The organism is Streptomyces californicus, from assembly GCF_000717645.1.
Classification (GTDB): domain Bacteria; phylum Actinomycetota; class Actinomycetes; order Streptomycetales; family Streptomycetaceae; genus Streptomyces; species Streptomyces californicus.
The window spans coordinates 1-24,454 of the sequence record NZ_JNZZ01000008.1 but is presented as its reverse complement, the minus strand read 5'-3'; the positions used below and the strand labels follow the sequence as shown (position 1 = coordinate 24,454).

The following is a 24,454-nucleotide window of genomic DNA, read 5'->3' as shown; positions in this document are numbered from 1 at the left end:
GCCCTTCGCCGCCGAGCCGCCGTCGATCCAACCTCTGCGGTCAGCGTATGCAAGCACGCTGTCGTGCCGGTCCTCGGTCTGTCCGGAAAACGCGCACCGCCCCGCCGCACCACCGCCGACGGGCGTTCGCCGCACCCGCTTTCTCCCACGCGCCTGTCCGTACCCCGCCCGTTCACCGATGACACGAGCCCCCGCCGAAGAACACGCGCCGCGCCGTCGGGATCGCCCGGGAACCGGTCCCGAACCCACCGAGAACCGCCGCACCCGCACGATCGCACCGGAGCCCCACCCGCACACAGCGCCAACGCACCGAACCCGGACCGGTGGACCGACGGACCGGCGGACCGACCGCCGGACGACGAAACCGCGGAGGGCGGACCGGCGAACAACGCGGCGGGCAGACCGGAGACCGACAACGAAAAACCCCCGCTCCGGATCTCTCCGAAGCGGGGGTTCTTACGAACCAACCCGACAGTCGATGACGACTGCCCGTTGTGCGCGAGGGGGGATTTGAACCCCCACGTCCCGAAGGACACTGGCACCTGAAGCCAGCGCGTCTGCCGTTCCGCCACTCGCGCATGAGTGGTGTTTTCAGACTCCCTCACCGTGTGGTGCGAGCGCCTGGCGACAAACGGAAGATTAGCACGCTGGACAGGGTGGATTCACATCCGTTGTTTCACCGTCCCCCGGAGGGGAAGCGGGAATCCCGAACCCATCGGTCGGGAACCTCCGATCCGCCGGGACGGAACCTCTCACCGTCTCCCCCCACTCCTCCCGGGTGTTCCCCGGGTGCGGGACACTGGGAGGAGGCCACCTCTACGATCCGTGTGAGGGGTGACACTCATCCACAGGCCAGACAAGGGGAACCAGCCGATTTCCCGACGCGTGGATACGATCAGTAAGCAGTACAGGGACGATGACAACGGAGGAGGTGCCCCGTGGGGGTCATGAAGCGTTTCGAGCAGCGCCTCGAGGGGCTGGTCAACGGCACCTTCGCCAAGGTCTTCAAGTCCGAGGTGCAGCCCGTCGAGATCGCCGGCGCGCTCCAGCGCGAGTGCGACAACAACGCGACGATCTGGAACCGCGAGCGGACGGTCGTACCCAACGACTTCATCGTCGAACTCAGCACGCCCGACTACGAGCGGCTCAGCCCGTACTCCGGGCAGCTGGGCGACGAACTCTCCGGCCTGGTGCGCGACTACGCCAAGCAGCAGCGCTACACCTTCATGGGCCCGATCAAGGTCCACCTGGAGAAGGCCGACGACCTCGACACCGGGCTCTACCGGGTGCGCAGCCGCACCCTGGCGTCGAGTACGTCACAGCAGGACCAGGCGGGCCAGCGGCCCGCCGCCCCGGGCGGCTACGGCTACCCCCCGAGCGCCGCTCCGCCCATGCCCGCGGCCCCGCCGCCGGGCTCCGGCCGGTCCCCGGCCCCCACGAGCGACCGGCGCCCTCCGGCCGCGCCCGGCCCCATGCCGGGCGCCCGGACGCGGCACTGGATCGAGATCAACGGCACCCGCCATCAGATCTCCCGCCCGACGTTGGTGATGGGACGCTCCACCGACGCCGACGTGCGGATCGACGACCCCGGCGTATCGCGCCGGCACTGTGAGATCCGGACCGGAACGCCCTCGACGATCCAGGATCTAGGGTCCACCAACGGCATCGTGGTGGACGGGCAGCACACCACCCGCGCTACGCTCCGCGACGGCTCGCGGATCGTCGTGGGCAGCACCACCATCGTTTACCGGCAAGCCGAAGGGTGAAGCGGGGGCAATGTCAGAGCTGACCCTTACGGTCATGCGGCTGGGTTTCCTGGCTGTTCTGTGGCTGTTCGTCATCGTGGCCGTCCAGGTCATCCGCAGCGATCTGTTCGGAACGCGCGTGACGCAACGCGGCTCGCGCCGCGGTGCGGCGGAAACGCGTCCGCAGCAGGGACGCCAACAACAACAAGCGGCGCCGCCCCAGCAGCGCCAGCAGCCCGGCCGTCAGCGCCGGGGTGCGCCGACCAAGCTGGTCGTCTCCGAAGGCTCGCTCACGGGCACCACGGTCGCGCTCCAGGGCCAGACCATCACCCTGGGCCGGGCTCACGACTCGACGATCGTGCTGGACGACGACTACGCGTCCAGCAGGCATGCCAGGATCTACCCGGACCGGGACGGCCAGTGGATCGTCGAGGACCTCGGGTCGACCAACGGCACGTATCTGGAACGGACCCGGCTCACCACCCCGACACCAGTTCCGCTGGGCGCGCCGATCCGTATCGGCAAGACCGTCATCGAGCTGCGGAAGTAGTACGACAATGAGCGAGCGGAGCGAGCGAGCCGCGGCGGTCCCGACGGTGGACGCTGCCCGGTTCCCGACCGGAGGGTGGGCAGTGTGGCTCGAGACAGGCTGTACCCCGAGGCGGAGTCGACGGGGCAGGCGCGCATGAGTCTGTCGCTGCGCTTCGCCGCGGGATCGCACAAGGGCATGATCCGGGAGGGCAACGAGGACTCCGGCTACGCCGGCCCCCGCCTCCTCGCCATCGCCGACGGCATGGGCGGTCAGGCGGCCGGTGAGGTCGCCAGCTCCGAGGTGATCTCCACGCTCGTCCCGCTCGACGACGACGTACCGGGCTCCGACCTGCTGACCTCCCTCGGCTCGGCCGTACAGCAGGCCAACGACCAGTTGCGCGTCATGGTCGAGGAGGACCCCCAGCTGGAGGGCATGGGCACGACGCTCACCGCCCTCCTCTGGACCGGCCAGCGCCTCGGCCTGGTGCACGTCGGCGACTCCCGCGCGTACCTGCTGCGCGACGGCGTCCTGACGCAGATCACCCAGGACCACACCTGGGTGCAGCGCCTCGTCGACGAGGGCCGGATCACCGAGGAAGAGGCCACCACCCACCCGCAGCGCTCCCTGCTGATGCGGGCGCTGGGCAGCGGCGACCACGTCGAACCGGATCTCTCGATCCGCGAGGTCCGCGCCGGCGACCGCTACCTGATCTGCTCCGACGGCCTCTCCGGCGTCGTCTCGCACCAGACGATGGAAGAGACGCTCGCCAGTTACCAGGGGCCGCAGGAGACCATCCAGGAGCTGATCCAGCTCGCCCTGCGCGGCGGCGGCCCCGACAACATCACCTGCATCGTCGCCGACGTCCTGGACGTCGACAACAACGACACCCTGGCCGGGCAGCTCAACGACACCCCGGTCGTCGTCGGCGCGGTCGCGGAGAACCAGGCCCAGCTCGGCGACGGCGGCGCCATGCAGACGCCCGCCGGACGCGCGGCGGGCCTCGGCCGCACCGCGCCCCCGCCCGCCGGCGGCTTCGGCCCGCCCGGCAGCGGCGACAACGGCTACGCGGGCATGCCGGAAGGCTCCTACGACGCCTACACGGACGAGGACTACGTCAAACCGCGCGCCCGCCGCCCCTGGCTCAAGCGCTCCGTCTACATCGTGCTCGCGCTGGCCGTGATCGGCGGTGGCCTCTACGGCGGCTACCGCTGGACGCAGACGCAGTACTACGTCGGCGCGCAGGACGAGAACGTCGCCCTCTTCCAGGGCATCAGCCAGGACCTCGCCTGGATCTCGCTCTCGAAGATCGAGAAGAACCACCCCGAGATCGAGCTCAAGTACCTGCCGCCGTACCAGCGCAAGCAGGTCGAGGCGACGATCGCCGAAGGCAACATCGCCGACGCCCGCGAGAAGGTCGCGGAACTCGCCGCCCAGGCATCGGCCTGCAAGAAGAACGCGCAGCGCCGCGCGGCCGACGCCGAGAACCGGGCCCGCGCGAGCGAGGAGAAGGCCGACGGCACCACCGGGAATTCCGACACGTCCTCCGCCCAGGAGACCAAGCCGACCAGCACTCCCACTCCCGGCCCCAGCCTCTCGGAGGACGAGAAGAAGCTGGTCCCGCAGTGCGGTAAGCAGTAAGCCGTAGGGGGCCTTCAGCACCATGAGCGTTGTCACCAACACGACCACCATCGGCGCGATCGACGCACCGAGCCGCCGCAACACCGAGCTGGTACTCGTCGTCTTCGCCGTCGCCATCTCGGTGTTCGCCTACGCCAACGTGGGCCTCGCCCTCAACGGCGAACTGCCCGCGGGCATGCTCGGCTACGGAGCGGGGCTCGCCCTGCTCGGCGGTGTCGCCCACCTCGTGGTGCGCCGGTTCGCCAAGTACGCCGACCCGCTGCTGCTGCCCCTGGCCACCCTGCTGAACGGGCTGGGTCTGGCGCTGATCTGGCGGCTGGACCAGTCGGAACGGCTCCTCGCCCTCAAGAGCTTCGCCCCGGCGGCATCCAAGCAGCTGATCTTCTCGGCGATGGGCGTCGCCCTCTTCGTCGGGGTGCTGATCCTGCTCAAGGACCACCGCATCCTCCAGCGCTACACCTACATCTCCATGGTGGTGGCGCTCATTCTGCTGATCCTGCCGATGTTCTTCCCCGCGCAGTTCGGCGCGAAGATCTGGATCACCATCCCCGGCATCGGCTCGATCCAGCCCGGTGAGTTCGCGAAGATCGTCATCGCGATCTTCTTCTCCGGCTACCTGATGGTGAAGCGCGACGCCCTCGCCCTGGCCAGCCGGCGCTTCATGGGCATGTACCTGCCCCGAGGACGAGACCTCGGCCCGATCCTCGTCATCTGGGCGATGTCGATCCTGATCCTCGTCTTCGAGACCGACCTCGGCACCTCGCTCCTCTTCTTCGGCATGTTCGTCGTCATGCTCTACGTGGCGACCGAGCGCACCAGTTGGATCGTCTTCGGCCTGACCATGTCGGCCGTGGGCGCGGTCGGCGTGGCCTCGTTCGAGCCGCACGTGCAGGACCGCGTGACCGCCTGGCTCGACCCCTTCGCGGGCTGGGGCACCCACGCCGCCAGTGAGCAGATGGCCCAGGTGCTGATGGCCTTCGGCTCCGGCGGCACGCTCGGCACCGGACTCGGCCAGGGCAACTCCGACCTCATCCTCTTCGCGGCCAACACCGACTTCATCCTCGCCACCGTGGGCGAGGAGCTCGGGCTCGCCGGGGTGATGGCGTTCCTCCTGCTGTACGGGCTGATCGTCGAACGCGGTGTACGCACCGCGCTCGCCGCCCGGGACCCCTTTGGCAAGCTCCTCGCCATCGGCCTCTCCGGCGCCTTCGCGATCCAGGTCTTCGTCGTCGCCGGCGGCGTCATGGGCCTCATCCCGCTGACCGGTATGACGATGCCGTTCCTCGCGGCCGGTGGCTCGTCGGTCATCGCCAACTGGGCCCTGATCGGCATCCTCATCCGGATCAGCGACACCGCCCGCCGCCCGGCGCCGGCGCCCGCGCCCTCGACCGACGCCGAGATGACCCAGGTGGTCCGTCCGTGAACAAACCGCTGCGCCGGGTCGCGCTCTTCTGCGGCCTCCTGATGTTCGCCCTCCTCCTGCGGGACAATTGGATCCAGTACGTCCGCGCGGACGACCTCACCTCCCGGGAGGAGAACCGGCGCATCCGCATCGAGCGGTACGCCCACGAGCGCGGCGACATCATCGTGGACGGCAAGGCGGTCACCGGTTCCGTCGAGACCGACAACAGCGACTTCAGGTACAAGCGCGTCTGGAAGAACGGCCCGCTCTGGGCCCCCGTCACCGGCTACTCCTCGCAGGCGTTCGACTCCTCGCAGCTGGAGAACCTGGAGGACGGCATCCTGACGGGCAACGACGACCAGCTGTTCTTCAACCGCACCCTCTCGATGTTCACCGGGGACAAGAAGCAGGGCGGCAACGTCGTCACCACCCTGAACGGCGACGCCCAGAAGGCCGCCTTCAAGGGGCTCGGCCAGAAGAAGGGGGCCGTCGTCGCCCTCGACCCGAAGACCGGCGCCGTGCTGGCGCTGGCGAGCACTCCCTCGTACGACCCCTCCGTCTTCGCGGGCAACTCCGACAAGGACTCCGAGGCCCGGCAGAAGCTCCTGGAGGACAAGGACAAGCCGATGCTCAACCGGGCGTTGCGCGAGACCTACCCGCCGGGCTCCACCTTCAAGGTCGTCACCGCCGCCGCCGCCCTGGAGAACGGGCTCTACGACGACATCGACGCCAAGACGGAATCCCCGCTCCCCTGGACGCTGCCGCAGTCCACGACGCCGCTCAGCAACGAGGGCGACATCCCCTGCGAGAACGCCTCGCTGCGGGAGGCCCTGCGCTGGTCGTGCAACACCGTCTTCGGGAAGATGAGCGACGACCTCGGCAACAAGAAGATGATCGAGCAGACGGACAAGTTCGGCTTCAACAAGGAAGTCTTCACGCCCGTCCGCGCCGACGCGAGCATCTACCCCGAGGACAACCGCCCGCAGAACGCGATGGCCGGCATCGGTCAGGCGTCCAACCGGACCACCCCGCTCCAGATGGCCATGGTCGCGTCCGCGATCGCCAACGACGGCAAGCTCATGCAGCCGTACATGGTCGCCGAGCGCCAGGCGCCCAACCTGGACCCGGTCTACACGCACGAGCCCGAGGAACTGGGCCGCGCGGTCTCGGGGGAGAACGCCCAGAAGCTCCAGCAGATGATGGAGACCGTCGTCAAGGACGGTACGGGAACCAACGCGCGGATCCCCGGCGTCACAGTGGGCGGCAAGACCGGCACCGCCCAGCACGGCCTGAACAACAGCGAGAAGCCGTACGCCTGGTTCATCTCGTACGCGAAGACCGACAACGGCTCCCCGGTCGCCGTCGCCGTCGTGGTCGAGGACGGCAACGCCAACCGGGACGACATCTCCGGTGGCGGACTGGCCGCCCCCATCGCACGCGACGTGATGAAGGCGGTCATCGACAGCAAGAAGTGAGACCTGTCACGGCGGAGCCTGTCATACCGGACATCGGATACCGGTCGGGTATCGGCTACCGGGTGCGGGCTGATCACTTCACCCGTGCCCGGTAGCGTATGCGCGAACAGCGCACCGCCGCGGACCACACACGGGTGCGGTCGGGACTGACGGAGAGGGCTGGAACAGTTATGGAAGAGCCGCGTCGCCTCGGCGGCCGGTACGAGCTGGGCTCGGTGCTCGGCCGTGGTGGCATGGCCGAGGTCTACCTCGCGCACGACACCCGGCTCGGCCGCACCGTAGCGGTGAAGACGCTCCGGGCCGACCTGGCCCGCGACCCGTCGTTCCAGGCCCGGTTCCGCCGAGAGGCCCAGTCGGCCGCCTCGCTCAACCACCCCGCGATCGTCGCCGTGTACGACACCGGCGAGGACTACGTCGACGGGGTCTCCATCCCGTACATCGTGATGGAGTACGTCGACGGCTCGACGCTGCGGGAACTGCTGCACTCCGGTCGCAGACTGCTCCCCGAGCGCACGCTGGAGATGACGGTCGGCATCCTGCAGGCCCTGGAGTACTCGCACCGCGCCCAGATCGTCCACCGCGACATCAAGCCGGCGAACGTCATGCTGACGCGCACCGGCCAGGTCAAGGTCATGGACTTCGGCATCGCCCGCGCCATGGGCGACTCCGGGATGACGATGACGCAGACCGCCGCGGTCATCGGCACCGCGCAGTACCTCTCCCCGGAGCAGGCCAAGGGCGAGCAGGTCGACGCGCGCTCCGACCTGTACTCCACCGGCTGCCTGCTGTACGAACTGCTCGCCGTGCGCCCCCCGTTCGTCGGGGACTCGCCGGTCGCGGTGGCGTACCAGCACGTCCGGGAGGAGCCGCAGCCGCCGAGCACCTTCGACCCCGAGATCACGCCCGAGATGGACGCGATCGTGCTGAAGGCGCTCACCAAGGACCCGGACTACCGCTACCAGTCCGCCGACGAGATGCGCGCCGACATCGAGGCGTGCCTCGACGGCCGGCCGGTCGCGGCCACGGCGGCGATGGGCGCCGCGGGGTACGGGGGCTACGACGGCTACAACAGCGACCAGCCGACGACCGCCCTGCGCCCGGCCGACCCGAACAACGCGCAGACCTCGATGCTGCCCCCGATCAACCCGGACGACGGCGGTTACGACGACCGCGCGGGCCGCCGGCGCCAGCAGAAGAAGAGCAACACCTCGACGATCCTCCTGATCGTCGCGGCCGTCCTGGTGCTCATCGGCGCGATCCTGATCGGCCGGGTGGTCCTCGCGGACAATTCGAGCGACAACCAGATCAAGGCCCCGAACCTGGTGGGCTCCACGATCGAGGAGGCGGAGACGCTCGCTTCGAGAGCCGGCGTCACCGTCAAGAAGGGCGCCGAGGAGCCCTGCGAGCAGCAGGAGAAGGGCCAGATCTGCACGCAGGACCCGGCGGCCGACGCGACGATGGACAAGGACGGCACGGTCACGGTCGTCGTCTCCTCCGGTGCGCCGACGGTCGAAGTGCCCAACGTCATGGAGAAGTCCGAGGACGGGGCCCGCGAGGAGCTGGAGAAGAAGGGCTTCACGGTCAACGTCACCACGAAGGAGTCCGACAAGCCCGAGGGCACGGTGATCAAGCAGGACCCCAAGGGCGGCGAGCAGGCCGACGAGGAGTCCGAGGTCACCATCACCCTGGCCGTCCAGGCGACGCTCGACCTGCCGGACATGCGGACCCGCACGTTCGATGCGGCGCAGCAGCAGCTCAACGGCATCGGGTTCACCAACGTCTCGCGCACCGACGTGGAGTCGGACAGGCCGGCGGGCGAGGTCATCGAGCAGACCCCGACGGGCCCGAGCAAGCAGGGCAAGGACGTGCAGATCGTCCTCAAGGTCTCCAAGGGGCCGGCCCAGCCGGAGAAGGTCCAGATCCCCGGCGACATCGGCGGCAAGTCGTACCAGGACGCGAAGAGCCAGCTCGAAGGGCTGGGCTTCGTGGTGCAGCTCGCTCCGGGCTCGGTCGACAAGCCCGACGCCAAGGTGGTGACCAGCAACCCGCCGCCGAACACCGAGGCGGACAAGGGCAGCACCGTCATGCTCGTGACCATGGACGGTGGCGGAGGCGACGGGGACCAGGGCGGCGGAGGCATCCTCGGAAGCTGGGGCCGCTGAACCACCGCCCCGCCCGCTCCGTACGACGAAGGGCCCCGGTCACCGCGATGGTGACCGGGGCCCTTCCCGTGGAGCAGGCGCTCTCGGTACCGGTGGCGTGCGGCACCCGTGGCGGGGGCGCTCGGCACCCGGCTGCGCGGGTGTTCGGCGCGCCCCGTCGCTCAGCGCAGTTCGGCCGGCTTCGTGCGGTCCTTGTCGACCTTCTCCGTACGCTCCAGCTCGCCCCACACGATGTACCGGTACTTCGAGGTGTAGACCGGGGTGCAGGTCGTCAGCGTGATGTAGCGGCCGGGCTTCTTGACGCCCGACTCCTCCGGCACCGGCTGGATCACCTCGACGTTGAACTTCGAGGTCTCGGGGAGCGTCTTGTAGACCTTGTAGACGTACCAGGTGTCCTTGGTCTCGAAGACGACCGCGTCCCCGTTCTTGAGCTTGTGGATGTTGTGGAACTTCGCGCCGTGCCCGTCGCGGTGCGCGGCCAGCGTGAAGTTGCCCTTGTCGTCCCACGGGAGGGCCGACTTCACCGGGTCCGTGTAGTAGCCCGCGATGCCGTTGTTCAGGTTCTCGGGGTCGGTGCCCTTCTTGACCAGCACCTCGCCGTTGTCCATGGCGGGCACGTGCAGGAAGCCGATCCCGTCCTTGGTGTCCAGCGCGCCCGGCCCCTCCGCCCACCGGCTGCGGACCGTGTCGCCCTGCTTGCCGGCCTCGCGGTCGGCGAGCACGTTGGTCCACCAGAGGGAGTACGCGACGAACAGCCCGAGCACCAGTCCCGCGGTGATCAGCAGCTCGCCGAAGACACCGACGGCCGCGGCGACGGGGTGGCGGCGGCGCGGCGCGGGCGGGGGCGGGGACGTGTCGGTCCGCTCGTCGTGCTCGGTCCTCGCTGCCACCGCACCGCCCCTGTCCTGAGGATGTTCAGCCGACGAGTGCGTCGGGCTTCCCCTCGCTGCGCGGCCGCTCGTCGACCATTTTGCCCCAGACGATCATCCGGTAGGTACTCGTGAACTCCGGCGTACAGGTCGTCAGCGTGAGGTACCTGCCCGGCTCCTTGAATCCGGAGCCGACCGGCACGGGCTCGATCACCGAGACGTTCGACGGCGAGGTCTGCGGGAGGATGGAGGCCATCTCGTACGTGTAGTACGCGTCCCGCGTCTCGACCACGATCGGGTCGCCGGGCTTGAGCTTGTTGATGTAGCGGAAGGGCTCGCCGTGGGTGTTGCGGTGGCCCGCCACGGCGAAGTTGCCCTTCTTGTCGGAGGGCATCGCCGTCTTGAGCTTGCCCTCGCCGTAGTGGCCGATCAGCCCCCGGTCGAGGACCTTCTCCTTGTTGATGCCCTCGGCGATCGGGGCGACGACGTCCAGCTTGGGGATGTGCATGATCGCGAAGCCCTGGCCTGCCTCGAACGCCCCCGCCGTGCGGTCGCTGTTGGCCCACTCGTCCTGGATCCGGTTGGTCTCCTTGCCGGCGATCTGTTCGGCCCTGACGTTGGTCCACCAGAGCTGGTAGGTGACGAACAGCAGCATCAGGACGCCCAGCGAGATGAACGTCTCGCCGACCAGTCGGCTGGCGACGACCGCCGGGCTGTCCTTGGCCGCCCGCGCCGCGCGCCGCGCCTCCAGCCGGGACACCGGGGCGGGGGCGGCCGGGCCGCTCCGCTCGGGGGCGGGCTCCGGGCGCCGTCGGCCGCGCCCCTTGGCGGCCCGGCGCCGCTCGGCGCGTCCGCCGGAGCCGGGCGGCGGCGCGGCGGAAGGGTCGGGATCGTCGTCCGTGACGGGGGAGAGGACCTCGGTCCGGGGGCCGGCGTCCGCGGCGTCGGTGGCGCGGACGGCGTCGAAGACCGCGGTACGGGGCTCCGCGGAGAAGTCCGGGGCCGGGGGCTCAGGAGCCCGTCCACCGCCCCGGGAGGCCGGATTCACCGGAGCCGCGGGGGGCTCGGCGGCCGGGTGGGGCATCGGGGCCGTCGGAGAAGCCGGGTGGTGCGCCGGGGCCGTCGGAGAAGCCAGGTGGGGCATCGGGGCCGCCGGGGAAGCCGGGCGGGGCATCGGGGCCGCGGGGGCCGCCGGGCCTGCCGGGGCTGTCGGCGTCTCCGGGGCTATTCGCCCGGACGGCTCCTGGGGCCCGTACCAGTCCCGTTGGTAGCCGGCGGGGTCGTACCACTCGTTCGGGGCGCCCTGGGCCGTCTGAGGGCCCGTGGAGGACCCGTAGCCGGCCTCGTACGCGGATTCCCCCGCCGGAGCGTTGTCCGTACGCGCCCACGGCGACGCGTGCTCGTCGGGCAGCGGGTCGTTGAGCGGGTCCGCGAGGCCGTCCACCGCCGCCGTGAAGGCACCGTCCGCCTCGTACGCCTCATAGCCCCCGTACGCGCCGTACGGGACTTGGTGCCGAGGGTTCTGCGGCCCGGCTCCGTGCCCGCCGCGGCTCCCGGTCACGCGGCGGCCCTGCCCGCCACCGGCGCGAGGCCGGCCGACCGTGCGACGGCCCCCGGGTCGCCGCACTGCTCCAGCCAGTTGGCGAGCATCAGGTGGCCGTGCTCGGTGAGCACCGATTCGGGGTGGAACTGCACCCCCTCGACCGCCCGGTCGCGGTGGCGCAGCCCCATGATGATGCCGTCCGCCGTGCGAGCGGTGACCTCCAGCTCCGGGGGCAGCGCGGCGGGTTCGGCGGCGAGCGAGTGGTAGCGCGTCGCGGTGAAGGGGGACGGCAGTCCGGCGAAGACGCCCTTGCCCTCGTGGATCACCGGGGAGGTCTTGCCGTGGAGCAGTTCGGGCGCCCGGTCGACGACCCCGCCGTACGCGACGGCCATCGACTGCATCCCCAGGCAGACGCCGAAGACCGGGACGCCGGTGTCCGCGCAGTGGCGGACCATCTCGACGCAGACGCCGGCCTGTTCGGGCGTGCCGGGGCCGGGCGACAGCAGTACGCCGTCGAAGCCGTCCCGGGCGTGGTCGGTGGTCACCTCGTCGTTGCGCAGCACCTCGCACTCGGCGCCGAGTTGGTAGAGGTACTGGACGAGGTTGAAGACGAAGCTGTCGTAGTTGTCCACGACGAGGACGCGTGCGGTCACCGGCCGGCTCCTGGTTCACCGGCGCCCTGGCCGTCGACGGTCACGTCACCGAACGGAAGCAGCGGCTCCGCCCACGGGAAGACGTACTGGAACAGCACGTAGACGACAGCCAGGATCAGCACGAGCGAGATGAGACCCCGCACCCATGCGTTGCCCGGCAGATGCCGCCAGATCCAGCCGTACATGCCGTTTCCTCCATTCGATGCCCGCACCAGACTAAAGGGCGGCGGCCCACGCGTGGGCCCGCGGTGCGAAACGCCGCTCGGTGGGGAGTCAGCCGGAGAGCTCCGGCGGCCGGCCCTCGGACACCGGCCGCACCGCGTCCAGGTGCGCCCAGGCGATCAGCCGGTGGCTGCTGCCCCACTCCGGGTCGCACGTGGTGAGCGTCAGATAGCGTCCGGGGCCGTCGAAACCGGAGCCGCGCGGCACGGGATCGACGACGGCGGTGTCGCCGGGCACGGTCCGGTACGGCTTCCTCGCGATCCGGTACGTGAACCAGGCCGTGCCGTCGTTGACGACCACCGCGTCCCCGGGGCGCAGTTCGGGGAAGTCCTTGAAGGGGTCGCCGTACGTCCGCCGGTGCCCGGCCACCGCGAAGTTGCCCAGCTCGCCGGGGCGCGCGGAGCCGCGGTAGTGCCCGAGCCCCTTGCGGAGGGTGGCCACCGCGGTGTTCTCCAGGACGGGCCACTCCCACGCGGCGCCGAACCGGGGGATCCGCAGCGTCGCGAAGGGCTTTCCGTCGCGGTACGGAGGCGGCGCGGCGGGGCCGGAACGCCCGGAAGGGGACGGCGCGGGCCCGCCCGAGGCCGGGGCGGAGGGGGTGGGCGAGGGCCCGGTGGAGTCGGACGGGGGAGCCGGAGCGGGGGCGGACGCTCCGGCCCAACGGCTCCGCAGGCTGTCGATCTCGGCCTCGGCCGCGTCGGCCGCCCGCACCCCCGTCCAGAACAACAGGTGGACGACGAACAGGACGATCAGCGCGCCCACGGTGATGCAGAGTTCGCTGAAGGTCCTGACGACCAGGCGCACCGACACCGGACGGCCTCCCCGGGGCTCGGCTCGGGCTACTCCACGGGCTGTGCGTGATGCAGGTCCACTGTGCCCGAGTACCCGGGAAGAGTCACCGCATCGTTCTCGTCGACTTTCCAGCCCAGCCCGTACGCCTTCACGTACAGCAGGTAGTTCTGGATCGCGGAGGAGTCGTCGAGCGCCCGCTTGAGCTTGCCGGGGTCGCCGACGGCGGTGACCTTGTACGGCGGGGAGTAGACGCGGCCCTGGAGGATCAGCGTGTTGCCCACGCAGCGGACCGCGCTGGTGGAGATCAGCCGCTGGTCCATCACCTGGACACCGCGCGCGCCGCCCTGCCAGAGGGCGTTCACCACGGCCTGGAGGTCCTGCTGGTGGATGACCAGGTCGTTGGGCTGGGGCTCGGGGTAGCCGGGGTTGGCGGTCGCGTCGGGGGGCGCGTCGTTGAGGGTCACGCTGACGGAGTCGCCGCTGATCTCCGTGGTGCCGGCCGCCTTCTCCAGCGCCTTCAGCTTGGCGTCCTCGGCCTCGGTGGAGCCGTCGTCGCGCTGGGCGAGGGCGTCGATGTCCGTGCGTACGGCGGCGGCCGCGTCGTTCAGCTCGCCGTTCTTCTCGCTGCGCTCCCGGATCAGGTCGGAGAGCTTGAGCAGGGAGGAGTCGCTGCGCAGATTGGTGCCCTTGGCGGTGTTGGCGCTGGTGACGAAGATCAGGCCGGCCAGGGCGAAGACCGCAGCGGTGAGCCCCCGGACCGCCCACGCGGAGGTGCGTCGGCCCGGGCCTTCGGGGGAGTCGGCAGAATTGCTCAACGTACCCTTATCTCATCAGGCGCCATGGAAGCACTACGCTAACGGACGCTCGGGGGAGGCGGCATTCCCCCTGGCACCCGCCCCCGGCGCCCGCCACAGATCCCTGCGCGGTCACGCAGCGCATCGACAGGAGAGTCCCTCGTGCCGAAGTCACGTATCCGCAAGAAGGCCGACTTCACGCCGCCCCCGGCGAAGCAGGCAACGGCCATCAAGCTGACCAACCGCAGCTGGGTCGCCCCGGTGATGCTGGCCCTGTTCCTCATCGGGCTGGCGTGGATCGTGGTGTTCTACGTGACCGAAGGCGATCTGCCGGTCGACGCCCTGGGCAACTGGAACATCGTGGTCGGCTTCGGCTTCATCGCCGGCGGCTTCGCCGTGTCGACGCAGTGGAAGTGACGTACCGCCTCGGTCGATGACGCCGACGCCGCCGTCCCGCGGTGGCCGGTCGCTCGTCCCCGTATCCGCTCGGCCCCCTTCCGCGCAAGCCTTGCCCTGAGTTACCCACAGCGTTATCCACAGTCGGGGGAAAAGGTCAGCCGATCTGTGGATAACCCTCGTGCATGTTGACGCCGGTGTGACCGCAGCCCCCCTCGCCGAGGGGGGCTGCATCCCGTTGCCCAGGCGGAAAAACCCAGCTCAGGCCGGGGGGAACAGTCGTTCCTCATGTCGTGCACAAGATTCCGTGCACACTGTGGACAACTTCGGTCGAGTTGGGGGCGGAGAATCACTTTTCCCGACCATTTCGGTCAGGTGAGCCTGATCGTGCGCGTGACGACCATCCCTGTGATCACCAGGGTGGGGGCGAGGAATCCGCTCCCGCCGGACCGCGCCTTCCCTCCCTCGGTACGGACGGGCGGGGCGGAGGCCCGGGCGGCACGCCTGGCCCGGCGGAGACCCGGTCAGCACGGGCGGAGCGGGGCGGGAACGGCGAGCACCCCGGACATGTCAGCCACGTCCGGGGCGCCGCGCGCCGTCAGCGGGTCTCGATGACCACGGACTCGATGACGACGTCCTGCACTGGACGGTCGGTGCGCGGGTTGGTCGGAGCGGCCGCGATGGCGTCGACGACCTTGCGGCCCGCCTCGTCCGCCACCTCTCCGAAGATGGTGTGCTTGCCGGTGAGCCAGGCGGTGGGCGACACGGTCAGGAAGAACTGCGATCCGTTCGTCCCCGGCCCCGCGTTCGCCATGGCCAGCAGGTACGGCTTGGTGAAGGCCAGATCCGGGTGGAACTCGTCGGGGAACTTGTAGCCGGGGCCCCCGGTGCCGTTGCCCAGCGGATCACCGCCCTGGATCATGAAGCCGCTGATGACCCGGTGGAAGACGGTGCCGTCGTACAGCCGGGCCGTGGACACCTCGCCGGTCTCCGGATGGGTCCACTGACGCTGGCCGGTGGCCAGTTCGACGAAGTTCCTGACTGTCTTGGGCGCGTGGTTCGGCAGCAGCCGGATCTCGATGTCGCCCTGGTTGGTCTTCACAGTGGCGTAAAGCTGCTCGGCCACGATCTGCCTTCCCTCGTCCTTCACCTGCCCGCCGGCCCCGTCGCCGGCGCCCGCCGATCCTCCCACGGACCGGGAAACGTACGGCCGGATGGCGAGCGCAACGGCGCGTTCACCCCCGAACCGTGACATGGTCGTCGGAACATTCGCTATAAGCCGTTCTGGCCGCATGAACCGTTTCAGCAGCAGGAACCGTTCCGGCCACGCACGACGATCATGACCCGGATGCCCGTCCCGCATGCCGGGCATGGCCGTGACAGGCATGATTTCGAACTGGGCGGACAGGCGGAGTACCTACCCGCCACCAAGGAGGAGGATCTCGTGACCCGCATCGACAGCGTGCGCGCCGCAACCGACTCGGCGAAGGACAGCGCGCAGCACGCCGCGGAAGTGGTGGCGCCCTACGCCGACTCGGCCAAGGAACAGGCGGCCCACCTCGCGCACGAAGCGCGGGCCCTGCTCGCGCCCAAGGTGACGAAGGCGGCCAAGCAGGCCCGTGTCCAGTACGCCTCGCACCTCGCACCCCGTATCGAGCAGGCCCGGACGCACGTGCCGCCCCGGGTCGACGAGGCCGCGCACCGCGCCGCGGCCTCCACCCGCAAGGCCGCCCGGAGCGCCGCCGACTACACCGCGCCCCGGGTCGAGCAGGCCCGCGCGGTGGCCCTGCCCGTCGCCGAGCAGGCGTCCGCCCGCGGCGCGGCCGCCCTGGCCGCGCTCCGTACGCAGGTGACGGCCAAGGACATCCAGAAGCTCGCCCGGAAGCACCAGCGGCGGGCCAAGGCCGGCCGGGCCGCGAAGGGCCTCCTGGTGCTGGGCGCCCTCGCCGGCGGCGCGTACGCCGCCTGGCGCTGGTGGGACAAGCAGGCCAACCCGGACTGGCTGGTCGAACCGCCGGTCGCCACCGAGGTGGGCGACGAGCGCTCGCCGCTCAGCTCGGTCGACGGCAGCGGGCGGGCCGACCTCGACCCGGAGGTCGAGGCCAAGCAGGCCGAGGCCGAGGCGGCCGAGGGCGACGACCGGGCCTGAACCGGGCCTTCCCGGACGAACGAACGCGGCTGCGGTGACCACTGGATGGTCACCGCAGCCGCGTTCGTTCGTCCGGCCGTCCGCGCCGGTCGGCCTGCGGCTCGGCGCATCGTCGCCCTGCCGAAAGCCGACGACCGATCGCCGCTACCGTTCGCCGACTACCGGCCACCGGCCACCGGCTACCGGCTACCGGCTACCGGCTACCGGCTACCGGCTCACAGCTACCGGCTCACAGCGAAGCGCATCAGGGCGTGCTCGTCGCCCTGCTTGATCTTCCCGGTCTCGTTGATCACCTGGAGCTTCCACGTCGCGCCCTGACGGATCGCCTTGGCCACCGCGACGCCGTTGTCCTGGGTGAGCATGCTCGGCCAGATGTCGGCGACCTGCTGGGTGCTGCCGCCCGTCGCGTCGTACACCTTGAAGCTGATGTTGCGCGCGTTGCTGAACGAGCTGCGCTTCTTGTAGGCGGCGGCGATGAAGACGATGGACGTGATGTTCGCGGGAATTCGGGCGAACTCGACCGTCACCGTCTCGTCGTCACCGTCCCCGTGACCGGTCTGGTTGTCGCCGCTGTGCACCAGCGAGCCGTTCCCCAGCGGGTCCAGGGAGTCCAGCCCGGCGAGCCGCACCGGGTCCCCGCCCTGCATCGCGATGGCGATCAGATCGAGGTCCGTGCCGGCCTTCTGCCGGATCTTCCCGATCAGACCGCCGCTGCTCCCCACGGTCGGGTCCCAGGACGCCCCGATGGACAGGTGCGTCACCCCGTCCAGGTCCGCAGGTCCGTCTTCCTTCGTCAAGGTGATCATGCCTGAGTCCTTACCGGCTCGACTGTTTATGTATGAAGTGTGCCTGGTGCCCCCGGCGAACGGACCCGGGAGGGAGGGGAACGCCCCGGCAAAAGCCCCCGCCCGGCAGAAGGGGCCTCGGCACACGCCCCTGCGGGAACACGGACACAGGATGCGGCCACCTCGGGAGCCACACGACGAAAAAGACCCCTCTGACCACGTTTCCGCAGGTCAGAGAGGTCTTTTGCAGTGGAGCCTAGGAGATTCGAACTCCTGACATCTGCCTTGCAAAGGCAGCGCTCTACCAACTGAGCTAAGGCCCCGGGCCACTACACACGAGGGTAACGCCCAGCACGTCCGCGCCAGGCCCACCGTCGCGCACCAGAGTACCGGGTGACCCCCGTGATCCTGCAAAAAGATAGGGACTCCCGGTGGACGACCACGCTCCGTAAGATGCTCGCAAGCTTCGCAGCAGCGAAGCGCAGCGATGGGGAGACGCCATGGACACAGCGCAGCAAGAGGCGACAGCAAGAGCCAGGGAACTTCAACGCAGTTGGTACGGGGAGCCGTTGGGGGCGCTCTTCCGTCGACTGATCGATGATCTCGGCCTGAACCAGGCCCGGTTGGCCGCTGTGCTCGGGCTTTCCGCCCCGATGCTCTCGCAGCTGATGAGCGGCCAGCGAGCCAAGATCGGCAACCCCGCGGTGGTCCAGCGCGTCCAGGCCCTCCAGGAGTTGGCCGGCCAGGTGGCCGACGGCAGCGTCAGCGCGGGCGAGGCCACCGACCGCATGGAGGAGATCAAGAAGTCGCAGGGCGGATCGGTCCTCACCTCCTCCGGTCAGACCACCTCCTCCAGCGGCGCCCCCACCGTCCGCCGGGTGGTGCGCGAGATCCAGTCCCTGCTGCGGTCGGTGTCGGCGGCCGGCGACATCATCGATGCCGCGGACGCCCTCGCGCCCACCCACCCGGAGCTGGCAGAGTTCCTCAAGGTGTACGGCGCGGGGCGCACCGCGGACGCGGTCGCGCACTACGAGGGACACCAGAGCTAGGACGTCTCGTCACAGCGAGGGCGCGTTCTTCGGGTCGGGCCGGACCCCGTGAATCCGGCATGGTCCGAACGACGTGCCCGAGGCCCTTCGCAGGGATCGGGCCGAACGACGGAGCCGGGGCATGCGCACCGCGCAGCGCCCTGGTGCCGCCGTACACGGGCCGCGGCACACGCCGCGGCACCACGGGAACGGGGAGCGGGCGCAGCGCATGGGTGAGGTCTTCGCCGGTCGGTACGAGCTGATCGATCCGATCGGACGGGGCGGGGTCGGCGCCGTCTGGCGCGCCTGGGACCACCGCCGCCGCAGGTACGTCGCGGCCAAGGTCCTCCAGCAGAGCGACGCGCACACGCTGCTGCGCTTCGTCCGCGAGCAGGCCCTGCGCATCGAGCACCCGCATGTGCTGGCTCCCGCGAGCTGGGCGGCCGACGACGACAAGGTCCTGTTCACCATGGACCTGGTCGGCGGAGGCTCGCTCGCCCATCTCATCGGCGACTACGGCGCGTTGCCGCCGCGCTTCGTCTGCCTGCTGCTGGACCAGCTGCTCTCGGGCCTCTCCACGGTGCACGCCGAAGGGGTGGTGCACCGCGACATCAAGCCCGCCAACATCCTGCTGGAGGCGACCGGAACGGGCCGCCCGCACCTGCGCCTCTCCGACTTCGGCATCTCGATGCGCAAGGGCGAGCCCCGGCTGACCGAGACCAACTACGTGGTCGGGACGCCCGGTTACTTCTCCCCCGAGCAGATGATGGGCGCCGAGCCCGACTTCCCGGCGGACCTCTTCGCGGTCGGGCTGGTCGCGCTCTATCTGCTCCAGGGCAAGAAGCCCGACGCGCAGGCGCTGGTGGAGCACTTCGCCGACCACGGCACGCCGAGCGCCCCCAACGGGATCCCCGAACCGTTGTGGCAGGTGCTCGCCGGTCTGCTCCAGCCCGATCCGCACGCCCGGTTCCGTACGGCGACGGGGGCGCGCAAGGCGCTGGCCGCAGCCGTCGAGATGCTCCCCGAGCCCGGCCCGGACGACGAACCGGTGGAGGTGTTCGACCAGATCGGCCCGCTGCCGGCCGGGTTCGGCCCCGACGGGCCGCCCACCGTCGCCCAGCGCGTCGCGGCGGCCGCAGAGGCCGCCGGGGCCGCAGAGGCCGCAGAGGCCGCACCGAGCGTCTCGGACCCGGCGGCGACCGGAGCGGCGCCACAGGACGTTTCCCGGCCGTCCGGCCCGCAGCCCGCCGCCCCGCCGCCGGTCTCGATGTCGGAGACGGGAAGCTTCCACCTCGCTCCCCCGCCGCAGCCCACGCCCCCGCAACGCGAACAGCCGTACCCTCAGCCGGATCCGCAGGACCAGCAGGCACGACAGGAGCCCCCGGCCGTCCAGCAGCCGCAGGACCAGCAGGCCCGGCCCCCCGGCCCGTACGCACCGACTGCTCCGGGCCCGTACGCGACCGGAGCACCGCACGCGCCGTCCCCGTACGCCGCCGAGGCCCCGTTCCCGTACGCCGGCGCTCCCGACCCCTCCCAGGCGCCCACCTCCGACGTACCGCGCGCTCCCGCTTCCCCCCGCTCCTACCCGGCGGCCCACCAGCACCAGCAGCCGCACCAGCAGTTCCCCCCGGTACCGAGCCCGCCGGTGCAGCACGCCGCGCCCCACGCGCCCGTACGGCGGATGCTCCCGGGCCCGTCGCCGAAGGTGGCGGCCGGGGTGGTGCTGGCGGCGCTGGTCTGCTTCGCGGTCGGCATCTGGGCGCTGACCCAGGTCTGACGGCCCGGCCCCGGAGGCCGCCCGGCACGCGGCCTCCGGCACGGCGTGCCCGCCACCGCGTGCGAGAAGCGCGCGCCTACCGGCCCTGCGGCGTGCCCGCCACCGCGTGCGAGAAGCGCGCGCCTACCGGCCCTGCGGCGGCCCGTGGCCCCCCGGGCCCGTCACGCCGGAAGCCGGGGCGGCGGGGGCGGCGGCAGCCGTGCGGCGGCGGGCCAGCAACGTCCAGACGCCGAGACCGAGCACCAGGACGGTCCCCGTACCGATCCCGGCGGCGGCGACCACCTTCATCGGGCCGCTCTTCGCGGCCTGTTCGGCGTTCTGCCCCTTCCGGGCCACCTCGCGGTCCTGGTCGGTGACGCCGAAGACCCCGGCGTCCCCCTCGTACGGGGACTCCTCGGCCTCGTTCTTCACCTGGACCGACAGCTCGAACGGAATCGGTTCGGCGCCGAAGGACTCCTTCAGCTTCGGGCTCAGCGAGACCGCCAGGTAGTACCAGCCCGCGAAACGCATGGCGTTGACCTGGGTCGAGGAGTCGTACCGGTTGCGGTAGGCCACCGGCGGCAGCGGGCTCAGGGAGGCGGACGCGGGGCTTCCCGAGTACGCGAGGGTGGCGTCGGAGACGAACCCCTGGGCGGGGTTGGCGAGCGACAGGGTCAGCGCGCTGCCCACGAACTCGCCGGCCGCGCCGGTGCTGTTGGAGAGCCCCGCCGTGGCGTGGATCTGCTGCCCCCAGCCGACCGGCACGCGGTAGAAGCGGGTCTGCCCCGGAGCGACCGTGTCCTGCCAGCGGCCGTTCTCCAGGCTGGTGGCCTGCGCGTACCCGGATCCGCCGGATCGCTTCTGCTGCTGTCCGGTCAGCGGCCCCGGCGTGCCGGAGGGCCAGTTCTCGGGCGCCTTCGTCGGCATGGCCGAGGCGGCCTTCAACCGCGGCTCTTGCAGGAAACGCAGTTCCAGGTCCCAGGCGCGGGTGTCGGTCGCGTCCTTGGTCTCGCGCTCGACGAGGACGTCGTACTGGCCGCTCTCCTGGCAGGAGGCGGCCCCCTCCTCGATCGTCCGGTAGGCGTACGCGGTGATGGGGCGGGCGTACTCGCCCGAGCCGAAGTTCGCCTGCTCCGAGCCGCATGAGGTGTCGTCGGTCTCCCGGAGGCTGACCTTGATGCCGTCGCCGTAGGCGACCGGGCCGCTGCCGCCGGGCACCGCGACCGCCGAGACGTAGGCGTTGGAGACGTCGTCCAGCACGACCCGGTAGTACAGCTTCTCGCCCGGCCGGATGGTGCTGCGGTACGGGACTCCCTCGTCCAGCTCAGACGCCTCGACGTTCGCCGTCGCCCCCTGCACCTTCTTCGCCCCGGGGTCGAACCCGTACTCCCCGGGGTCGGCCGCGTGCGCCCGGCCCGGCAGTACCGCCGCCGCGCACATCGCCGCGAGTGCCGCGGCCACCACCCGGCCCCTGTTGCGCCGCGTCTTCACGCGCTTCCCCTCGTTCACGCGCTTCCCCTCGTCGTCCTCACGCGCCGGCGCCGTCGGCCCGCCCGGCCGCGGCCGGTCCATCCTGCCCCGCCCGCCCCACCGCTGTCTCCGGCCCCAGCCGGATTGCCGGGCTCGTCCGCGCTGCCGGGACCACATCCCGGCGTGCTCGGCCCCGGGCCTGACGGCCATTCACGTAAGCAAGCTATTTATTCGCTCAAGCGAATACAAGGGGCTGGCGGCCACGGTCCCGCCGCGCCGTCCGGAGCCCTCGGACCGACCTTCCGGAGCCCCGCCGGAGCCCCGGTCCGACCAGCCGAAGCCCCGGGGGCGGCTGTCCGGGGCCGGACCCGCCCCGGCCCGGGCCCGGCTGTCCGGGGCCGGACGCGCCCGGGCCCGCTCCCGCAGGCCCTCGCGTCGGTGCTCATCCCCTCCGGGCCGGGCCGGCCCCGGACAGCACGAAGCCCCGGCCGCTCAGCGACCGGGGCTCGTATCAGACTGTGTCGACTCACACACCCGAACCTGCGGGCACGGAGTCGGTCGCCTCCGTCCACAGATCCTGCTCGGCGCGATCCGCCTGGATCTGGCGGTACACGAGGAGCCCGCCGATGGCGGCCAGTGCGACCAGGAGAAGCTTCTTCACCGCGCTACCTCGTCTTTCCTTGGTTTTGGGGCCTTCTGCCGCCGACTATACACACCGGCCGATACCGATCGGTGACCTCCCCGCGACCTTGCGACAGCCCCTGCGGAGAGCCCCGGGAGGCCCCTCGGGGGCCCTCCCCGACCGTCTGCGAGGACCTGTCCACTCCGGTTGCACCATACGAGTGGTGTTCATCCGAAGATCTGCGCAGTGCGGGCGTCGGTCCTCGAATTGGCGGCTCGCTTCCACATGATCGGAGAAGTCAGCAACCGGACCGTCCGAAAGCGAGGGGCCATGAGCACCTTCCAGCCCAAGAACATCTGGACCGCCTTCGTCACCGCCTTCTTCGCCCTCCTGGCGTCGCTGGGCCTCGCCACCGCCGCGGCGGCCACCGCGAACGCGGCGAACGCCACGAACACGGCCCCGACGCCGAGCGCCACGACCCACGAGCACACGGAGGCCACCGCGGCAACTCCGTACGCCCCCTCGGTCCGGTGGACCCTTCCGCGTGACCGCGCCCTGCCGCCCACGATGAAGCAGCGCATCCGGGCCGAGGCCCACGGCTCCTCGCCGGCCACCCGACACCTGTCGGTCGACCCCGCGGAGACCGCTCGGAGCACCGGTCAGTCCGGCTCCCACCCCACAGCCCCGGAAGGCGACTCCCCGGCGCCACCCCCCTGATCCCGGCGCCCACCGCGCTCCGGGGCCCCTGGTCCGGTTCACACCGGACGGGGGCCTTTCGCATGCCCGGACGACGGGCGGCCCACGTCAGCCCCGGGACACCAGCTCGATGGTCAGCGGAGCCGCCGATTCGAGGTCGATCGTGTCTCCGGCGTCCTCGGGCAGAGCCTCCTCGGGAAGGTCGGCGGGCACCACGACCAGCATCGTGTGAGGGCGGGGAAGCCAGCCCACATCCTGGGGAGGGTCGTAGCGGCCGATGTCGATGACCCGCACCAGCGTCTCGGGGACGCCCACGAGGCAGCTGTCACCGACACGAAGGTCCGACGGCTCGGGCTCGGTCCTGAACAGGCTCATGATCCGTTCGATGGAGCCGGCCGGGAACGCGAAGGCCCGCCGGCCGTTCCACCCGATCCCGGACTCCGGATCGATCTCGCCCCACGGCCACTCCACAGAGGCGTGGAAAGACGACACGTGGGCCACCCTCGCCCGCGCCTGCGGGCAGCTCACCCGCAGGACGTCGCCGACCCGGAAGTCGCGACGCGACGCGTGCTCACCCATCTCGTCCGCCCCCGCCCCGAAGACACAGCACACCCTGCTCCACCACCGGATCACTCGCCGGCAGCTCGCGCACCCTCGCCCCCTGCCCGGCTGTCGATCCCGGCGGACGGTCGGAGACCGCCGCTGACGTGTCGGTGTCGGTGTCGGCCGCGGACGCCGAAGGCCCCCACCGTTCCCGGTGGGGGCCTTCGTGTCTGGTGGGGCTAACAGGATTTAAACCTGTGGCCTCATCCTTATCAGGTCGGTCCACCAGCAAGGCAGACAGGGACGAAGCGAGCGACACCCGCTGAATAGGGCGGTCTGACATTCGCTGCAGACCGATGCCGTTCGCCCCCGTTGGTGTCAGACGCTGATGTCACCAGGCGGACGACCTGCGCCACCTCCACGGCGACGCACCCGGGTCTCGACGATCCGAATCACCGTAAAGACGATCAGGACGACCACCAGCCAGGTCGCCTGCCGGAGGATGGACGTGGCGGTGTCACCGTTGATCACACATCCGGCAACGGCTCCCAGCAAAATGAGGAGATTGCGGCTCACTCCGCTCTGTGCGACAGTCCAAAGTGTGCGTCCGCTTGCTTCGGGAAGCAGGACGCTGAGGGCCTGGGCAGTCATGATTCTTCCTTGGTTCCTCTGGGGCGCCCGACTCTCGCCAAAGAATCTCGGGCGCCCTTTGCGTTGCCCGGCCGTCAAGTCGACGTCAAGGCACGGCAGTTGAACCGCTCATGCGGTCATTACCGTCTGTAGTGCTCGCCTGATCGTGGCATGTGACGGCCCGTCGGCCAAGCTGCTTATCCACAGCCCCTGTGGACAACTACCTATGAAACTGTGGGTAATTGACCGAAATCTGTGTACGAAGCGGGGGACAAAGGTGTGCACAGTCCTGTTGATGCGGTAGCGCTAGCGCTCTGACCTGCGTGCATGCCATCCACTGACTGTGCACGAGAAAGATCTTCAACTCTGCACGAAGATCTTGACCGCAGCACCTATTCAGCCTCGCCCACCACTCTCCCCGGCTCCCATCCCGTCCGCCTTCGACCCACACACCGTGGAGCGGTCGTGGTTCAGGGCGTCAAGGTGGAGCGCGCCACTGTACGAACGACCTTGACGCCCTGGGCCGCGACTGCTCGGCTCTGCCTGGGTCGA

General features: G+C 70.5%; 23 protein-coding genes and 2 tRNA genes. 11 read left to right on the top strand and 14 right to left on the bottom strand.

Translation table 11 applies throughout. The features are described 5' to 3' along the window. Window positions 1-495: 495 nt before the first annotated feature. Window positions 496-578: transfer RNA gene (locus IF19_RS0112115), tRNA-Leu, on the bottom strand. Between the two features lie 360 nt (window positions 579-938). Here IF19_RS0112115 and IF19_RS0112110 point away from each other — a divergent pair. The 6 genes from IF19_RS0112110 (at window position 939) to pknB (ending at window position 8,954) form a co-directional block, all read left to right on the top strand. Then, complete coding sequence (locus IF19_RS0112110; protein ID WP_030115873.1) at window positions 939-1,766, top strand: FHA domain-containing protein; 828 nt, start codon at window positions 939-941, stop codon at window positions 1,764-1,766. Window positions 1,767-1,776: 10 nt separating this feature from the next. After that, window positions 1,777-2,295 carry an FHA domain-containing protein FhaB/FipA gene (locus IF19_RS0112105; protein ID WP_030115872.1) on the top strand — a complete coding sequence of 173 codons (519 nt, stop codon included), beginning with the start codon at window positions 1,777-1,779 and terminating at the stop codon, window positions 2,293-2,295. Window positions 2,296-2,430: 135 nt separating this feature from the next. Beyond that, on the top strand, window positions 2,431-3,915 hold the full coding sequence (locus tag IF19_RS0112100; RefSeq protein WP_030189113.1) for a PP2C family protein-serine/threonine phosphatase: 1,485 nt from the start codon (window positions 2,431-2,433) through the stop codon (window positions 3,913-3,915). Window positions 3,916-3,937: 22 nt separating this feature from the next. Next, complete coding sequence (locus IF19_RS0112095; RefSeq protein WP_030115869.1) at window positions 3,938-5,338, top strand: FtsW/RodA/SpoVE family cell cycle protein; 1,401 nt, start codon at window positions 3,938-3,940, stop codon at window positions 5,336-5,338. Beyond that, window positions 5,335-6,792 carry a peptidoglycan D,D-transpeptidase FtsI family protein gene (locus IF19_RS0112090; protein WP_030120035.1) on the top strand — a complete coding sequence of 486 codons (1,458 nt, stop codon included), beginning with the start codon at window positions 5,335-5,337 and terminating at the stop codon, window positions 6,790-6,792. Before IF19_RS0112095 ends, IF19_RS0112090 begins: the two co-directional genes overlap by 4 nt. A gap of 170 nt (window positions 6,793-6,962) precedes the next feature. Further along, window positions 6,963-8,954 (top strand): Stk1 family PASTA domain-containing Ser/Thr kinase, encoded by a 1,992-nt coding sequence (gene pknB / locus IF19_RS0112085; RefSeq protein ID WP_030115867.1) that lies wholly within the window; start codon window positions 6,963-6,965, stop codon window positions 8,952-8,954. 161 nt (window positions 8,955-9,115) lie between these two features. On the opposite strand, the gene IF19_RS0112080 is transcribed toward pknB, so the two are convergent. The 6 genes from IF19_RS0112080 to IF19_RS0112055 all read right to left on the bottom strand — a co-directional run bounded on the left by IF19_RS0112080 (window position 9,116) and on the right by IF19_RS0112055 (window position 13,848). Beyond that, entirely contained in the window at window positions 9,116-9,844 is a 729-nt protein-coding gene (locus IF19_RS0112080) for a class E sortase (protein WP_030115866.1), read from the bottom strand. Window positions 9,845-9,869: 25 nt separating this feature from the next. Further along, on the bottom strand, window positions 9,870-11,384 hold the full coding sequence (locus IF19_RS0112075; RefSeq protein WP_030115865.1) for a class E sortase: 1,515 nt from the start codon (window positions 11,382-11,384) through the stop codon (window positions 9,870-9,872). Further along, window positions 11,381-12,019, bottom strand: a complete 639-nt coding sequence (locus IF19_RS0112070) for an aminodeoxychorismate/anthranilate synthase component II (RefSeq protein ID WP_030115864.1) — start codon at window positions 12,017-12,019, stop codon at window positions 11,381-11,383. The genes IF19_RS0112075 and IF19_RS0112070 overlap by 4 nt, the downstream gene beginning before the upstream one ends. Then, window positions 12,016-12,204 (bottom strand): hypothetical protein, encoded by a 189-nt coding sequence (locus IF19_RS0112065; RefSeq protein WP_030115863.1) that lies wholly within the window; start codon window positions 12,202-12,204, stop codon window positions 12,016-12,018. Before IF19_RS0112065 ends, IF19_RS0112070 begins: the two co-directional genes overlap by 4 nt. A gap of 88 nt (window positions 12,205-12,292) precedes the next feature. After that, on the bottom strand, window positions 12,293-13,051 hold the full coding sequence (locus tag IF19_RS0112060; RefSeq protein ID WP_030115862.1) for a class E sortase: 759 nt from the start codon (window positions 13,049-13,051) through the stop codon (window positions 12,293-12,295). 29 nt (window positions 13,052-13,080) lie between these two features. Then, window positions 13,081-13,848, bottom strand: coding sequence for a DUF881 domain-containing protein (locus tag IF19_RS0112055; RefSeq protein ID WP_030115861.1), 768 nt, complete (start codon window positions 13,846-13,848; stop codon window positions 13,081-13,083). 141 nt (window positions 13,849-13,989) lie between these two features. Between IF19_RS0112055 and crgA the strand changes: the two genes are divergently transcribed. Next, complete coding sequence (gene crgA, locus IF19_RS0112050) at window positions 13,990-14,244, top strand: cell division protein CrgA (RefSeq protein ID WP_003967902.1); 255 nt, start codon at window positions 13,990-13,992, stop codon at window positions 14,242-14,244. Window positions 14,245-14,821: 577 nt separating this feature from the next. On the opposite strand, the gene IF19_RS0112045 is transcribed toward crgA, so the two are convergent. After that, window positions 14,822-15,349: a peptidylprolyl isomerase gene (locus IF19_RS0112045; RefSeq protein ID WP_030115860.1), complete on the bottom strand. Its 528-nt coding sequence runs from the start codon at window positions 15,347-15,349 to the stop codon at window positions 14,822-14,824. Between the two features lie 318 nt (window positions 15,350-15,667). Here IF19_RS0112045 and IF19_RS0112040 point away from each other — a divergent pair, with 318 nt between their 5' ends. After that, a complete protein-coding gene (locus IF19_RS0112040) occupies window positions 15,668-16,372 on the top strand; it encodes a DUF5324 family protein (RefSeq protein WP_030115859.1) in 705 nt (234 codons plus the stop codon). A gap of 221 nt (window positions 16,373-16,593) precedes the next feature. Here IF19_RS0112040 and IF19_RS0112035 read toward each other — a convergent pair whose 3' ends face one another. After that, window positions 16,594-17,178: a TerD family protein gene (locus tag IF19_RS0112035; RefSeq protein WP_030115858.1), complete on the bottom strand. Its 585-nt coding sequence runs from the start codon at window positions 17,176-17,178 to the stop codon at window positions 16,594-16,596. Between the two features lie 229 nt (window positions 17,179-17,407). Next, a tRNA-Ala gene (locus IF19_RS0112030) sits at window positions 17,408-17,480 on the bottom strand. 177 nt (window positions 17,481-17,657) lie between these two features. On the opposite strand from IF19_RS0112030, the gene IF19_RS0112025 reads away from it, so the two are divergent. Together IF19_RS0112025 and IF19_RS0112020 are read left to right on the top strand one after the other, a co-directional pair. Continuing rightward, window positions 17,658-18,206: a helix-turn-helix domain-containing protein gene (locus IF19_RS0112025; protein ID WP_030115857.1), complete on the top strand. Its 549-nt coding sequence runs from the start codon at window positions 17,658-17,660 to the stop codon at window positions 18,204-18,206. Between the two features lie 208 nt (window positions 18,207-18,414). Then, window positions 18,415-19,962, top strand: coding sequence for a serine/threonine protein kinase (locus IF19_RS0112020; RefSeq protein WP_030278117.1), 1,548 nt, complete (start codon window positions 18,415-18,417; stop codon window positions 19,960-19,962). Window positions 19,963-20,085: 123 nt separating this feature from the next. Here the strand turns inward: IF19_RS0112020 and IF19_RS0112015 are convergent, their stop codons facing one another. Continuing rightward, window positions 20,086-21,432, bottom strand: coding sequence for a hypothetical protein (locus IF19_RS0112015; RefSeq protein ID WP_030278118.1), 1,347 nt, complete (start codon window positions 21,430-21,432; stop codon window positions 20,086-20,088). A 505-nt stretch (window positions 21,433-21,937) separates the two neighbouring features. Continuing rightward, window positions 21,938-22,072, bottom strand: a complete 135-nt coding sequence (locus IF19_RS1000000137965; RefSeq protein WP_003958712.1) for a DLW-39 family protein — start codon at window positions 22,070-22,072, stop codon at window positions 21,938-21,940. Window positions 22,073-22,363: 291 nt separating this feature from the next. Between IF19_RS1000000137965 and IF19_RS0112005 the strand changes: the two genes are divergently transcribed. Continuing rightward, entirely contained in the window at window positions 22,364-22,750 is a 387-nt protein-coding gene (locus IF19_RS0112005; protein WP_030115855.1) for a DUF6344 domain-containing protein, read from the top strand. 87 nt (window positions 22,751-22,837) lie between these two features. Here IF19_RS0112005 and IF19_RS1000000135395 read toward each other — a convergent pair whose 3' ends face one another. Continuing rightward, a complete protein-coding gene (locus IF19_RS1000000135395) occupies window positions 22,838-23,308 on the bottom strand; it encodes a hypothetical protein (protein WP_136975134.1) in 471 nt (156 codons plus the stop codon). A gap of 342 nt (window positions 23,309-23,650) precedes the next feature. Further along, on the bottom strand, window positions 23,651-23,923 hold the full coding sequence (locus IF19_RS1000000136055; RefSeq protein WP_078580529.1) for a hypothetical protein: 273 nt from the start codon (window positions 23,921-23,923) through the stop codon (window positions 23,651-23,653). Window positions 23,924-24,454 lie beyond the last annotated feature (531 nt).